Source organism: Pseudoalteromonas sp. FUC4 (assembly GCF_008370255.1).
GTDB lineage: Bacteria > Pseudomonadota > Gammaproteobacteria > Enterobacterales > Alteromonadaceae > Pseudoalteromonas.
In genome coordinates this window covers 146,153-160,007 of sequence record NZ_SEUI01000001.1, presented here as the reverse complement: position 1 = coordinate 160,007, position 13,855 = coordinate 146,153, and the positions used below count along the sequence as shown (strand labels likewise).

The 13,855-nt window shown below is 41.1% G+C and carries 14 protein-coding genes; 7 read left to right on the top strand and 7 right to left on the bottom strand.

Annotation, left to right across the window (positions count from 1 at the left end):
- Positions 1–37: 37 nt before the first annotated feature.
- From phhA to pspA, 7 genes are all read right to left on the bottom strand, one after another.
- On the bottom strand, positions 38–835 hold the full coding sequence (gene phhA, locus EU510_RS00765; RefSeq protein WP_149591836.1) for a phenylalanine 4-monooxygenase: 798 nt from the start codon (positions 833–835) through the stop codon (positions 38–40).
- A 237-nt stretch (positions 836–1,072) separates the two neighbouring features.
- On the bottom strand, positions 1,073–2,254 hold the full coding sequence (megL, locus tag EU510_RS00760; RefSeq protein ID WP_149591835.1) for a methionine gamma-lyase: 1,182 nt from the start codon (positions 2,252–2,254) through the stop codon (positions 1,073–1,075).
- 417 nt (positions 2,255–2,671) lie between these two features.
- The gene (locus EU510_RS00755) at positions 2,672–3,697 is read right to left on the bottom strand and encodes a TIGR01620 family protein (RefSeq protein ID WP_149591834.1); all 1,026 of its coding nucleotides are present in this window, start codon (positions 3,695–3,697) and stop codon (positions 2,672–2,674) included.
- The gene (locus EU510_RS00750) at positions 3,694–5,112 is read right to left on the bottom strand and encodes a YcjX family protein (protein WP_149591833.1); all 1,419 of its coding nucleotides are present in this window, start codon (positions 5,110–5,112) and stop codon (positions 3,694–3,696) included. Before EU510_RS00750 ends, EU510_RS00755 begins: the two co-directional genes overlap by 4 nt.
- A gap of 63 nt (positions 5,113–5,175) precedes the next feature.
- A complete protein-coding gene (gene pspC, locus EU510_RS00745; protein ID WP_149591832.1) occupies positions 5,176–5,577 on the bottom strand; it encodes an envelope stress response membrane protein PspC in 402 nt (133 codons plus the stop codon).
- Complete coding sequence (gene pspB, locus EU510_RS00740; RefSeq protein ID WP_024590985.1) at positions 5,574–5,807, bottom strand: envelope stress response membrane protein PspB; 234 nt, start codon at positions 5,805–5,807, stop codon at positions 5,574–5,576. The genes pspC and pspB overlap by 4 nt, the downstream gene beginning before the upstream one ends.
- 72 nt (positions 5,808–5,879) lie before the next feature.
- Positions 5,880–6,539: a phage shock protein PspA gene (pspA, locus tag EU510_RS00735; protein WP_007376832.1), complete on the bottom strand. Its 660-nt coding sequence runs from the start codon at positions 6,537–6,539 to the stop codon at positions 5,880–5,882.
- 186 nt (positions 6,540–6,725) lie between these two features.
- On the opposite strand from pspA, the gene pspF reads away from it, so the two are divergent.
- The 7 genes from pspF to EU510_RS00700 all read left to right on the top strand — a co-directional run bounded on the left by pspF (position 6,726) and on the right by EU510_RS00700 (position 13,655).
- A complete protein-coding gene (gene pspF, locus EU510_RS00730; RefSeq protein ID WP_149591831.1) occupies positions 6,726–7,790 on the top strand; it encodes a phage shock protein operon transcriptional activator in 1,065 nt (354 codons plus the stop codon).
- A 15-nt stretch (positions 7,791–7,805) separates the two neighbouring features.
- Complete coding sequence (locus tag EU510_RS00725; protein ID WP_149591830.1) at positions 7,806–9,413, top strand: ABC transporter substrate-binding protein; 1,608 nt, start codon at positions 7,806–7,808, stop codon at positions 9,411–9,413.
- A complete protein-coding gene (locus EU510_RS00720; protein ID WP_149591829.1) occupies positions 9,413–10,447 on the top strand; it encodes an ABC transporter permease in 1,035 nt (344 codons plus the stop codon). The genes EU510_RS00725 and EU510_RS00720 overlap by 1 nt, the downstream gene beginning before the upstream one ends.
- On the top strand, positions 10,434–11,327 hold the full coding sequence (locus EU510_RS00715) for an ABC transporter permease subunit (protein WP_002958337.1): 894 nt from the start codon (positions 10,434–10,436) through the stop codon (positions 11,325–11,327). The genes EU510_RS00720 and EU510_RS00715 overlap by 14 nt, the downstream gene beginning before the upstream one ends.
- Positions 11,328–12,320, top strand: coding sequence for an oligopeptide/dipeptide ABC transporter ATP-binding protein (locus EU510_RS00710; RefSeq protein ID WP_149591828.1), 993 nt, complete (start codon positions 11,328–11,330; stop codon positions 12,318–12,320).
- On the top strand, positions 12,320–13,081 hold the full coding sequence (locus EU510_RS00705; protein ID WP_149591827.1) for an ATP-binding cassette domain-containing protein: 762 nt from the start codon (positions 12,320–12,322) through the stop codon (positions 13,079–13,081). The genes EU510_RS00710 and EU510_RS00705 overlap by 1 nt, the downstream gene beginning before the upstream one ends.
- Positions 13,082–13,169: 88 nt before the next feature.
- Positions 13,170–13,655, top strand: a complete 486-nt coding sequence (locus EU510_RS00700) for a VOC family protein (protein ID WP_149591826.1) — start codon at positions 13,170–13,172, stop codon at positions 13,653–13,655.
- The last annotated feature ends 200 nt before the right edge of the window (positions 13,656–13,855 follow it).

Below are 13,855 nucleotides of genomic sequence, written 5' to 3'. Positions count from 1 at the left end.
TCTAAATCCTTACTTTTAGCTTTTTTAGCATTAATGTTTAACTGGCTAATTTTTCTTTTGGTGGAAATTTTGGGTCGTGCAAACCAAGCTCTTTAGCTCGCTCAACCAAAGTCATAATATCCATTTGTGATATATCAAACAGATCATGAATCGAATTTATGGTGTAGTACTGCGGTTGCATAATATCAATACGGTACGGCGTACGCAGTACATCAAGCACATTCATTGGGCTAATTTCTGGCGTGTTTGAGTATACGTACTGAGTCTCCCCTGGGCTTGATAAAATGCCGCCGCCGTAAATACGCAGACCGTGTTCGGTTTGCATTAAACCAAATTCAACCGTAAACCAGTATATACGCGCAAGGTATACACGGTCTTTTTTCTGCGCAGCGTAAGCTAGCTGCCCGTATTTATGCGTAAACTCAGCAAAGTCAGGATTAGTTAGCATGGCACAGTGGCCAAATATTTCATGAAAAATATCTGGCTCTTGTAGGTAATCAAACTCTTCGCGGCTACGAATAAATGTAGCTACCGGAAACTGCTTGTTTGCCAGTAATCTAAAAAACTCATCAAAGTCGATAAGCGCAGGTACTGGTGCAACTTGCCAACCGGTAGTGGCTAGTAACACTTCATTTAGTTCGCTTAACTGCGGAATACGATCGTGCGGCAGGTTAATTACTTTTAAACCCTCCATGTACTCACTGCAGGCTTTGCCTTCAATGCACGCAAGTTGACGCGCTACAAGCTCAGACCAAATTTTATTTTCTTCATCACTCCAATGTATAACACCATTTTCGTCTGGTGTTTTGGATGTGTATTTACTCGCTTTAGCCATAAGTACCTTCTTGGGTGTGAGCCCTAAATCGGTGTCAGTGTGATACTCAAATCTGTTGAATATCGAATGACCCCATACTATGCAAAAGTGAAGAAAAGTTTAATAGATAGGCTAACATCAGTATTTAGCGCGATCACTTGGATCGTAAAGTTAAAATTACACTCGTGGCACATTAAAAATACAGACCTTTAAATAAAGGTCTGTAGCTTATTTTTATGTGTACACAATTAAATACATCTAACCAATTTTAGTAAAAGCTTGGTCTAAATCACTAATAATGTCGTTAACATCTTCAAGCCCAACCGAGAGTCTGATCAGCCCATCACTTATTCCAGCGGCAGCTCGCTCCTCTGGCGTATAAGGCGAGTGAGTCATAGATGCAGGATGCTGAATCAGTGTTTCAGCGTCGCCGAGGCTTACTGCAAGTGTACAAAGTTTCATACTATCAATAAATTGTGCGCCATCTTGTAGCGTACCTTTTATTTCAAACGCAATAACACCACCAGCGGCTTGCATTTGGTTACCAATAAACTTATAACCAGGGTGCGATTTAAGCCCCGGGTAATATACGGTGCTTACTTGTGGATGCGCTTCTAGATATTGCGCTATTGTTTGTGCGCTTTGACAATGGCGCTCTATTCTAATAGCGAGTGTTTTTAGGCCTCGGTTAATTAGCCATGCGTCGTGCGGGCTTATGGTTGCACCAATGTCTTTTAGTACGGTCATTTTAATGTGTGTTATGTGCTCAAGCGATCCACACACAATACCGGCGACTACGTCTCCGTGGCCGTTTAAGTACTTGGTCGCACTGTGCATTATTATATCAATGCCGTATTTTTTGGGTGATTGCAGTAGCGGCGTTAAAAAGGTGTTGTCGACTACACTAATTAAGTTGTGCTCTTTAGCAACTGTGCCAATGAGTGCCAAATCAATAACCGCCATAGTGGGGTTGATTGGCGTTTCTACAAATATCATTTTTGAATTAGGTTTGATGGCAGCGCGTAGTTCGTCCTCGCAGGTCATATCAACAAAGGTGACTTCGATTCCCCAGCGCGGCAACATGTGCGAGAAAAACGCAAAGGTACAACCATACAAAGCACTTGAGGCAACAAGGTGATCTCCTTGCGATAAAAAGCTCAGTACTGAGGCAGATACGGCCCCCATACCTGTTGCGGTTGCAGCAGCTGCTTCACAGCTCTCTAGTTGAGCAACTTTTTGTTCAAGCTCTGTGGTTGTAGGGTTTCCTAAGCGCGTATAAATATAGCCAGGTTCGTCGCCTGCAAAACGCGCAGCACCTTGAGCGGCATTTTCAAAATGAAAGGTAGAGGTTTGATACAAAGGAGAAGTGAGAGCGCCGTGCGGGTCGTTTGCTTTTTGTGGTCCGTGAATACACTGGGTGTTTATATGATGCTTGCTCATTATAGGCTCATTTTTTTTGATTATTATGTTTTTGCGATTCAACAATCAAAACGTATGCGCTTACAAACAGCAAGCATGCCGGATGCTCAGATGGCTATTTGTGTAAAAACCGTGCAGCGCACGTTTGTACACAAATATTGCCACCAGGGCGTGTTGACCTTTGCGGATTGAAATTTGTTCAATCTAGGGGCGATTAAATCGCGGCGCGAGGTTTGTAACCTAGTGGGCTAAGTAAAAACTGAGCAACAAAGAGTTAATCGTCCCTAGAAAGAACCCAACGGGCAGCGCATGTTTGGCATTTATGCTGCGTTATCGCCTATTTATGGGGAATAACCACACTTCATAGGCTCTGCCTTGCTTAAATACCAAACACACTGCTGCAAATTCAACCATCAAAGTTCAACACGCCCTCGTATTTTACTGTGTTGGTTCCGCCTTTTTGCGGCTCATAATTTTACCTGCGATGCTTTGCACAGTGCCTTTTAACAAGCTCCGCTTGTTTTCAAGCCTTGGTAATGGGCGACTAAGCTCCATTGCTTTGTAACCAATACGCGCTGTAAAAATACCAGCACTGACCCCTTGAGCTGCCCGTCCCGAAAGCTTACCTAAAAGCTCAGCACTTAGTGCAGTTGCAGCAAGGTCAGATACAAGTTCAGCACTGCCTACAAACATTACTTGTTTTATCAGCATACGGTATAACTTTATACGGCTCGCGTAGCCAAAACCAATGCCGTAAATTTTACCAATTTGTTCTATTAACTTAGTACCGCGCCAAAGCACGGCCATCATATCCACCAGCGCAAGTGGGCTTAGGGCAACTAGCAGTGCAGATTCAGTCGCAAAACGATTTATAAGCTTTTTAGCTTTGGTGTCTTGGGTTATTAATAAACTGTTGGCGTACAGCGTCATTATTTCTTTGTCGCTGTGATGCATCGCTACTTGGTTTTTAAAGGTTTCAAAGTTATCAAGCTCTTGGTGTTTATTAAGCTTTTCGAGCCAAGGTAATGCACCGCCTACTTGCTCGCTGTTTAAAAGCCTGTCGGCTTCAACTCGGTGCAGTTGGTTACGCTTTAAACTTCGCAGCATTCTGTACTCTCGCCACAATAAGCGCCCAATTAGCAGCACGCCACTTATAACTGCGGTTAAATAAACACTGCCTAAAATAATTGACTGCTCGAAAGCAAATAATAACGAATATGCAAACTCTAAAAGCACCAGTACTATAAAACTAATGGCAAAAACACCTTTGAGCGTTTGCCACTTTGACTTTTTATAAACAGGTTCTAGATCTATTTCTGGCTCTAGTGCTTCATCTTCAAGTTCTTCGTAATCACTTTGCCCGTGCTGAATAATTTTTGCAGGTGCTAAAACGGGTTCGTTTTGCTCAATGCTTTGCGTATCTATACGACGCCCTGCTTGAAATGGTTGGTTTGACTCACTCATGTTAATTTGTCTCCTAGCAGGTACTGCATGACATGATCTAATCGAATATGTTTTAGTTGCTTATCGGGGCTCGGCATTGGAGAGAACGATAAAAACTCAAATCCCTGTGCTGGCCACTCATTTTTATTAAGCATCCGCGAGGGAGGTTGCGGCGGTAAATACGTAAGCCAATCAGGCTCGTGTAATGGTTTACCGTAAATGCAGTCAAGCGTTTGGCCTTTGTCGGTAATTTGGCGCGGTTGCGTTGCTGTAATTGACGACATGGCCATGGTTTCTATTTTTACACCATCAAACTTTAAATGATTACTTTGCTCATGCACGAGCGAATCAAGTAACAATGCTAAATCTTTATGGTGTTTAGCACTTATGTGATCTGACTTATTAGCTGCAAATAATATTTTGTCTATGTTGGGCTTAAATAAGCGTTTAAAAAAGCCTGACTCACCATAGTTAAAGTGTGCGAGTAGTTGGTTTATTACACTGCTTTGCTCTTGGAGTGTTTCGTGCCCTTCATTTAGCGCACTAAGTACATCTACAAGTACGATTTGGCGATCGAAGTGTCTAAAATGCTCATTATAAAATGGTTTTACAACTTCTTTTATATAGGCGTTAAAACGCTTAATTAAATGCGCTAAATTAGAACCCGCAACGACATCGTCACTGTTTATTTCACCCGATACCGGAAAAAACAATAACAATGGCGCGCCTTGTAAGTCTCCAGGCATAAGCATGCGCCCAGGTTGTAACATGGCAAGTTTGGTGTCTTTTTTAAGCCCTACCAACATGCTTTGATAAAGCTGAGCAATATGAGCAAGTGCGTTTTCATCAACGGGAGCGTTTAAGTCAAGTTGCTCAACGGCCATTAAAAAATCACTTGATGTGTTTACGCGCGAAGCCTGAGTTAATAACGGATATTGCTGCTCGCACCACTGAGCATAGCTTTGCTCAAGCATAGGTAGATCGAGGAGCCACTCACCCGGGTAGTCAATAATATCTAAATAAAGCGTTGATTGCGGCGAAAAGTGGCCGCGCAGCCCTGCATTACTTTGATACTTTATTGCCAAGCGTAGCGTATTAATACGCTCGGTAGATGCAGGCCATGTAGGCACCCCATCGCTTGGTAATAATGAATTTAGCGCGCGCGTATAATTAAACGTAGGGACTTTTAACGCCTCTTGCGGCACAACTTTAGTAGCCACATGACGGTGCTCGCGCATTACATCAAAAAAAGGTAAATTTTTATCGTCCGCTTGGGTTGTTAAGTGTTTAACAAGCGCGGTAATAAAGGCAGTTTTACCACTACCACTTAGGCCAGTTACGGCAAGCTTTACGTGTTGGTCTAAACTGCGATGAAGGGCTTTTTGTGCTTTGCCTTTAATGCTTTTAAAGGTCTTTTTTGCAAATGATTGGCTCATAAAGTGTCTTGCACCTAATTTGCCGTAATTTATCACGCTGCAAATAAGGTGCTATTAAATCCTTTAAAGTTTGTTAATTTCACGGCTCACCGTAAACTCGCTTGAAGTAACATGGCGCTCCATATCTTGAAGGCGAGTATCTACACGCGTTAAACGCTCTTTTAAATCTTGCAATGCGCGGCGCGGTGGCTCGCCTTTTTGCCATACTTTAAATTTTACTTCTAGCGGATCGTCAGTTTTAGTTGAGCTATTAGTTTGCGCTGTTGCAGGCTCTTTTTTATCTAAAATGAACCAAGCTGCAATATACGCTACCACAAATAATGGGCCACCCGTTAGCAGTACCGCACTAACAAATATAATGCGAACTAACCATAACTCCATATTAAAGTAGTCACTTAATCCCGCACATACACCGGCTATTTTACCGCGTTGTGGGTCTCTTAATAATTCGCGTTTGGCACTCATACTTTGCGTCTCCATTGTGGTGACTCTTGATCAAGCAATGCTTCAAGTGTTTCTAATCGGTCCGCCATTTTTTCAGCTTTTTGTGCAAGCTCAAGTAATTGGCGATGTTCGTGCTCACTTAAACCTTGGCTTACTTGTTTTTTGCTACGGTAGTGCAAAATTAGCCACAGCGGAGCAACAAAAATCATAAACAAGATAAATGGTGCAACTAATATCTCTGGATCAAACATAATCCTCTCCTGACAATCCGTTTTGATGTTTTTAAGCTGGGGCACATGGGCCCCATATATTTTTATATGTAATTATTTATCAGCTAACTTCTTTTTAAGTTCGGCTAGCTCATCATCTATCTTTTCATTTTTTTGTAGGTTAGCAATTTCGTCCGCTAACGTCTTTTTACCTAAATCGTACGACTCAATTTGAGATTCTAGTCCATCAATTTTGGTTTCGTAACGTTCAAAGCGATTAAGTGCTTCTTCTACTTTTGAGCTATCAAGTGTCTTTTTCACTTCAAGGCGCGACTCAGCCGAACGTTGGCGAAGTATAATCGCTTTTTGACGAGATTTAGCATCTGCTAGCTTTTCTTGTAGCGTCGTGACTTCTTGCTGTAATTTCTCAATATGAGACTCTACATGTTCAAGCTCACTCGCAACTGATGCAACGGCATCTGCCGACTTTTGCTTTTCAAGTAAGGCTGAACGCGCTAAATCGTCGCGGTCTTTACTTAAAGCCAGTTCGGCTTTATCTTGCCAATCACTTACCTGCGCTTTAAGTGTATCTAAGCGGCGTACAATTTCTTTTTTCTCAGCCAATGTTTTAGCCGATGTAGAACGTACTTCAACAAGCGTATCTTCCATTTCTTGAATAATCAGACGAACCATTTTTTCTGGGTCTTCTGCTTTATCTAAAATGGCGTTGATATTAGAATTAACAATATCTGCAAAACGTGAAAAAATTCCCATAACATTTACCTCTGTAATTAAAACTTAGTTAGTCTGCTATAACTAGTATCAATATGCTTGCCAACTTTTTAAAAGTTAAAATACACTTTATTTTCATTACGTTAAACTAAATATACAAATTTCTTTAGTTATCCCTAATTATGAAATACACTAACTGTTAGTAAAAATGACCAAGAGTTAGGAAATATGAGCCAATATCGCCAACAGGATAATTTACTCGGCCAATCAGATAGCTTTCTGTCTGTATTAGATCAGGTATCGCAACTGGCTAATTTAGATAAACCGGTACTTATTATTGGTGAACGCGGCACAGGTAAAGAGCTAATAGCAGCACGCTTACACTTTTTATCAAAACGCTGGGATCAAAACTACGTAAAGCTTAACTGTGCAGCGCTTAACGAAAACCTACTCGAAAGTGAGTTATTTGGCCACGAAAGCGGTGCTTTTACGGGGGCAAGTAAACGTCACGAAGGTCGTTTTGAACGCGCTAACAGCGGCACACTGTTTTTAGACGAATTAGCTAATACCTCAGCTATGGTACAAGAAAAACTGCTGCGCGTTATAGAATACGGTGAGTTTGAACGTGTTGGCGGCAAACAAACTGTAAAAGTAGATACCCGCTTAGTGTGTGCCACAAACGAAGATCTTCCTTATTTGGCCGAGCAAGGTGAATTTAGAAGTGATTTACTCGATCGCCTTGCCTTTGATGTAATTACCCTTCCACCACTGCGCGAACGCCAAGACGATATTATGCTTCTTGCTGAGCAGTTTGCGATGAACATGGCGCGCGATTTAGAGTGGGAACTGTTTAGCGGTTTTACCCGAAGCGCAACAGAAACACTGCTTAGTTATGATTGGCCTGGTAATATTCGTGAACTTAAAAATGTGGTTGAACGCAGTTTGTATCGCCACGGTAGTGAACATATTCCCGTTCACCAGATTATTTTAGACCCATTCGATAGCCCATTTAGACCAAAAGCGCGTATTAAAGCACCTATGGCAGCTCAAACTGTTAATGCAGAGCCTATTGTTGTTGCGCCGCCGATTACTCAAACAAGCAATGATTCAGCCATTGATATTCAATTTCCGTGCAGCTTAAAAGAGCGTTCAAACGACTTTGAAATAAACATGATTAATAAAGCACTCGAACATAGCCAATTTAATCAAAAGAAAACTGCAGAAGTACTTGGTTTAACGTATCATCAATTACGTGGTTATCTTAAAAAATACAACTTGTTGGATCAACAATAGTCAGAGGTTATGCGGGTGCATAAATTATTACTTGTTTTGCTTACCACCACTTTAGCTGGTTGCCTTGATAGCAAAGAAGAAATCATAGAAGAAAAAAACCAAGGCTTAGTTTATTGCGCTGAAGCTAACCCTGTGTCGTTTAATCCGCAAGTCACGACCACCGGTTCAACTATTGATATAATTGCTAACCAATTATACGACCGCTTAATTAGCATTGACCCTGTTACGGCAGAGTTTCAAAGTGAGCTGGCGACCGATTGGAAAATTAGCAAAGATGGTAAATCGGTTACCTTTACCCTGCGTAAAGATGTAAAGTTTCATACAACGTCTTATTTTACCCCATCGCGAGATTTTAACGCCGACGACGTTATATTCACCTTTAGCCGATTATTTGATGTCTATAATCCATATCACTTTGTGGGCGATGCCGATTACCCTTATTTTCAAAGTGTAGGAATTGATCAACTTATTCGTAAAATTGTGCGCGTGTCTGACTACCAAGTCCGTTTTGAATTATTTAATCCTGAAAGCAGTTTTTTAGCTAATATGGCTACCGACTTTGCCGTGGTGCTTTCAGAAGAATACGCCATGAAACTTAAGAAAAATAATCAAAAAAACTTATTTGATCAGTACCCTATTGGCACCGGCCCGTATATTTATAAAGAATACCGCCGAGATCACCTTGTACGCTTTTACCGTAACCCACTTTATTGGAAGCATGACGTTGCACTTGAACAATTGGTTTACGATATAACCCCTAACGGCACTACGCGCATAGCAAAAATGCTGACTAAAGAATGCGATGTAACGGCTCATCCAAGTAGTGCACAATTGAGCATTTTAGCGCAACGTGATGATATAAACGTCGAAAAAGAAACAAACTTAAACATAGGTTATTGGGCATTTAATACAGAGCGTGCCCCGTTTGACGACTTACGCGTACGCCAAGCGCTTGCGCACGCAATAGATGTAGATAAAATAATGCAGGCGGTTTATTACGGTAACGGTACCCGCGCACAATCTATTTTGCCGCCTACCTCTTGGGCATTTGAGCCACAAGAAGATATACCTACGTTTGATCCAGAACTTGCTAAAAAGTTACTTATTGAAGCTGGCTTACCTAATGGCTTTGATATGACGATATGGGCTATGCCTGTAAGTCGTATTTATAACCCCAACGCACGTAAAATGGCTGAGCTTATGCAAAGTGATTTACGCAAAGTAGGCGTTAACGTCAGTATTGTAGAATATGAGTGGAATACGTTTATTCAACGTATTGGCGAGCATAGGCACGACAGTGTATTACTTGGTTGGGCCGCTGATACACCCGACCCTGATAACTTTTTTAGCCCGCTGCTGAGTTGCACCGCTACTTTTAGTGGCAAAAACCCAGCAAACTGGTGTAATCCCCAATTTGATTTATTGCTTACTAAAGCACTAGACACCACTGATTTAAACAAACGTAAAAAATACTATGAAGACGCACAAAGCTTAATTATTAAAGAGTTGCCGTTATTACCTATTGCTCATGGCCTGCGCTTTCAAGCAAGTAGCGCTGATGTGGAAGGCATAACACTTGGCCCGTTTGGTGCTATTTCGCTTGCTAATGCGAGGAAGAAATAATGATCGTAGATTATATTTTACGTCGCCTTGGTTTGTTCTTTTTTATGATACTAATGCTCAGCGTATTTACGTTTTCACTGGCGTATTTATTTCCCGGTGATCCGCTAAGTAATTTAAGTGGCATACCAAGTGGAAACTTCGCTCAGCATAGTGAGCTTGAGGATAAATATTTATACAACAGCAATTACTTTATGCAATACATTGCCTTTTTAGGAAGAATATTTCAAGGCGATTGGGGGCTTTCGTTTGCCTCTGGTAACAGCGTGTTTAGCCATATTATTGACTTACTACCGGCTACTTTAGAGCTAAGCGTATATGCATTAATTGTATCGGTTGTTATTGGTGTACCTACTGGTATTTTAGGCTCTGGCTATCATAAACGCTGGCCCGATAAACTTATAAACTCTGTCACTATGGTAGGTTATTCAATGCCTGTGTTTTGGCTCGCATTGTTGTTAATAATGGTTTTTTCATTAAAGCTTGGCTGGTTTCCTATGTCGGGCAGAATGGGCCTCCTTTACGAAATACCCGCCAGTACAGGGTTTATATTAATTGATATTGCTCTCGCTGGATTTCCATATAAAGGGATGGCCTTTGTTGATGCGCTGCGCCATTTAACACTTCCTACTGTTGTACTGGCCATGTATCCAACCACGGTTTTAGTGCGCTTTACACGCGAGTCTATGCTTAAAGTAATGGATCAAAACTTTATTAAAACAGCTAGGGCAAAAGGCCTTAACCGCCGACAACTTATCATGCACCATGCACTGCGTAATGCACTACTACCGGTAATTAAGCAAATTGGTTTGCAATTTAGCACCTTGATAACGCTTGCGATGATTACCGAAGTTATTTTTTCTTGGCCGGGTATTGGCCGTTGGTTAATCGATAGTATTTATCAGCGCGACTTTCCTGCAATTCAAGGTGGATTAATGGCGGTATCTTTATTTGTTATTTTAGCCACCATCATAACTGAGCTTACTTACACTTTATTCGATCCACTCTCGCGGAATCAGGCCCATGGCAAAGTTTAATTTATTTTCTGAAGAGTCGAATAAATCGCCACTTGCGCGATTTTGGCGCAAATTTAAAAACAATCACCCTGCTTTGGTTGGTTTATGGATATTTATGGCGTTTGCATTATTGGCCGCCACCGCTCCTTTTTTAGCGCCCTATGGCGTAAACCAACAGCATAGTGATGCACTACTCATACCGCCCTCATGGCGAGAAATGGGCGATGTACGCTTTATTTTAGGCACCGATGATTTAGGCCGTGATGTACTTTCGCGCTTAATGAATGGTGCAACATATACGTTTGGACTTTCTGTTGTAGCTGCCCTAATCACGACCCTGTTTGGTGTATTAGTGGGAACTTTTGCAGGGATTAGTAAAGGGTTGCGTTCAAGCTTTTTAAATCACTTACTTGATATAACGCTTTCTATTCCTTCTTTGTTATTGGCCATAATAATAATCGCCATACTCGGCCCTGGTTTAATGAATACCGTATGGGCAATTATTTTAGCGTTACTACCGCAGTTTATTCACTCGGTGCGCAACCTAATTGTTGATGAATTAAGTAAAGATTACATTACTGCGTTTAGACTCGATGGCGCATCTAATTGGCATATTATATCGCGCGGTATTTTTCCTAATATTTATGAGCATATTGTGGTTATATTCACGATGGCGCTTTCTACTGCGATATTAGATATTTCAGCACTGGGATTTTTAAAATTAGGGGCTCAGCCACCAACGACCGAATGGGGCGCAATATTAGCCGAAAATCTAGGCCTTATTTATTTAGCGCCGTGGACTGTAGCGCTACCTGGTGTACTGTTATTTTTAGCCGTGTTATCTACTAATTTAGTAGGCGATGGCCTGCGACAAGTGCTAAAAGCACGTAAGGCTGATTAAATGCAATTACTCGATGTTCGTAACTTAACAATTGAACTACGTACCTCTGAAACTGTAATTAGAGCCGTAGACAGAGTGAGCTTTAGCTTAAAAGAAGGCGAAGTACATGCGCTTGTAGGCGAGTCTGGCTCTGGCAAAAGCTTAATAGCAAAAGCGATTATTGGTGTATTAAACGAGCGCTGGGACATTACTGCCGACCGAATTCATTGGCGCGGCGTAGACTTAATGCGTTTAAGCCCAGAGAAACGCCGTAAAATAGTAAGCCAAGATATAGCGATGATCTATCAAGACCCAAGTCGCTGTCTTGACCCAACCGCTAAAATATTTGACCAAATAGCCGAAACACTCCCAGAGTTAGCCACTAAAGGTTTCTTTTTAAAACGTAACCGAGAGAGAAAAGACAGAGTAAAAGCGCTTATTCATAAAGTGGGTATTAAAAACCACGAAGCGGTACTAAGTAGTTACCCTCATGAGCTCTCTGAAGGCGTATGTCAAAAGGTAATGATTGCGATGGCCATCGCTCGCACGCCTAAATTATTAATAGCTGATGAGCCAACTACAGCGCTTGAAAGCACCACCCGCGCACAAGTATTTAGGTTACTAAAAAGCTTAAACCAACTTAAAAACATGTCTATTTTGATGATCTCTCATGAACTGGAAGAGATTGCACATTGGTCGCATGGCATTCATGTTTTGTATTGCGGGCAAATGGTTGAAGCAGGCCCAACGCATGAAATATTTAAACAGCCTCGCCATCCATACACGCAAGCATTATTAAAAAGCCTGCCAGACTACGAACAAGGCTTAGCACATAAAGAACCTTTTTATGCGCTTAAAGGGACTATCCCTACTCTGCAACATTTGCCTATTGGCTGTCGCCTTGGGCCGCGTTGTCCACAAGCGCAAAAAGCCTGTGTGGTTACACCAGCCCTGACTAAGCATCATGGGCATAGTTATGCGTGTCACTTTCCGTTAATTAAGGACATGAAGTAATGCAGCCACTGTTAAAAGTACAAGCGCTTAGTAAAACCTTTAATGTGCGAGCTGGGCTTTTTTCACGTAAAAAGTTTGAAGTTCTTAGAAACATTTCATTTTGCGTAGGTAGAGGTGAAAGCATTGCCATAATTGGCGAAACAGGCGCAGGTAAAAGTACGTTGGCAAAACTACTTTCAGGAGCTGATAGCGCCGATAGCGGGCAAATTTTACTCGAGAATAATATTATCGAAGATAATGGCGTACGTGATAATCAATGTCGCCATATTCGTATGATTTTTCAAGATTCAGCTGCATCGCTCAACCCGGGGTTAACCATTGGCGAAATGCTTGATGATTGCCTGCAATATAATACTGAGCTTGATGCTAGTGAACGCACTGAAAAGATTGATGCAACGCTTTCTAAGGTAGGTTTGCTAATCGATCATAAACACTACTACCCGCATATGTTTAGTGTGGGGCAGCTACAGCGTGTAGCGTTTTCTCGTGCATTAATTTTAGATCCTAAGGTGATTGTACTTGATGAAGCTGTTTCGTCTTTAGATCCATCTATAAGGGCGCAAATAGTAAATTTGTTACTTAAACTTCAGCGCGATACAGGCCTTACATATGTAATGATCACTCATCATTTAAGTTTAGTACGCCATATTAGTGATTTTGTTGTTGTACTTGATAAAGGCGAAGTGGTTGAATACGGTCCTACTGAAGATGTTTTTCAAAACCCTCAATCAAAAGTAACGCAGCGTTTATTAAGCTGCTAAAACAGATTATAAATACCTAACTTTTTTGTAAGGTAACCGTATTTAGATGGGTCTTCTTATTAATTGTATTTAATTAATAAGAGATCTCATGCTTAAACAAAAGTTACTACTTAGCCTTTCCCCCCTACTCTTTCTATCAGCTTCAGCTATTGCTGATACACCAAAAAAGATTAAAAACTGGGTTGGTGGCGTTGATCATTTAGGTTTAACTGTATCAAACTTAGATGCATCCAAAGCATTTTTTTCTGATGTACTTGGCTTTAAAACGCTAGGAAATGACCCTGCCTACCCTGCTTATTTTTTATCAAACAATAAAATAACCATTACATTATGGCGCGTGAAAAACGATGCAAAACGTGTGGAGTTTAATCGAGCAGAAAATGTGGGCTTACACCATTTAGCACTCAGTGTTGAAAGTATCAAAAAGTTAAGCGAGCTACATGAACACTTAAAAATGCAAAATAATATTATTATAGAGTTTGCACCCGAAAACTTAGGTAGCGGCCCAACCCAACATATGATGATAAGAGAGCCTAGCGGCAATCGAATTGAGTTTATTGCCAGAGGTAATTAATACCAACCTGTATAAATCTTTGATCGATTTAACGAATTAAATTGCACTATAACGTCGTTAAAAAATTTTTATTTAGATCACTAGATACAAAAACTTTTGCCTACTTCTAGCGTAATTTTCTTAACGTTAAATAGACCCCATATATGAGCAGATTGGTATAGTATCAACTTTATTTAAGACAATAAAAAAGGCGCTTTAAA

What these genes read in the sequence shown, in the direction of transcription:
- EU510_RS00705 (WP_149591827.1), top strand. Translation starts at nt 12,320, where the DNA reads ATGCAGCCACTGTTAAAAGTACAAGCGCTTAGTAAAACCTTTAATGTG.
- EU510_RS00715 (WP_002958337.1), top strand. Translation starts at nt 10,434, where the DNA reads ATGGCAAAGTTTAATTTATTTTCTGAAGAGTCGAATAAATCGCCACTT.
- pspF (WP_149591831.1), top strand. Translation starts at nt 6,726, where the DNA reads ATGAGCCAATATCGCCAACAGGATAATTTACTCGGCCAATCAGATAGC.
- EU510_RS00750 (WP_149591833.1), bottom strand. Translation starts at nt 5,112, where the DNA reads ATGAGCCAATCATTTGCAAAAAAGACCTTTAAAAGCATTAAAGGCAAA.
- pspC (WP_149591832.1), bottom strand. Translation starts at nt 5,577, where the DNA reads ATGAGTGCCAAACGCGAATTATTAAGAGACCCACAACGCGGTAAAATA.
- pspB (WP_024590985.1), bottom strand. Translation starts at nt 5,807, where the DNA reads ATGTTTGATCCAGAGATATTAGTTGCACCATTTATCTTGTTTATGATT.
- EU510_RS00755 (WP_149591834.1), bottom strand. Translation starts at nt 3,697, where the DNA reads ATGAGTGAGTCAAACCAACCATTTCAAGCAGGGCGTCGTATAGATACG.
- pspA (WP_007376832.1), bottom strand. Translation starts at nt 6,539, where the DNA reads ATGGGAATTTTTTCACGTTTTGCAGATATTGTTAATTCTAATATCAAC.
- megL (WP_149591835.1), bottom strand. Translation starts at nt 2,254, where the DNA reads ATGAGCAAGCATCATATAAACACCCAGTGTATTCACGGACCACAAAAA.
- phhA (WP_149591836.1), bottom strand. Translation starts at nt 835, where the DNA reads ATGGCTAAAGCGAGTAAATACACATCCAAAACACCAGACGAAAATGGT.
- EU510_RS00700 (WP_149591826.1), top strand. Translation starts at nt 13,170, where the DNA reads ATGCTTAAACAAAAGTTACTACTTAGCCTTTCCCCCCTACTCTTTCTA.
- EU510_RS00710 (WP_149591828.1), top strand. Translation starts at nt 11,328, where the DNA reads ATGCAATTACTCGATGTTCGTAACTTAACAATTGAACTACGTACCTCT.
- EU510_RS00720 (WP_149591829.1), top strand. Translation starts at nt 9,413, where the DNA reads ATGATCGTAGATTATATTTTACGTCGCCTTGGTTTGTTCTTTTTTATG.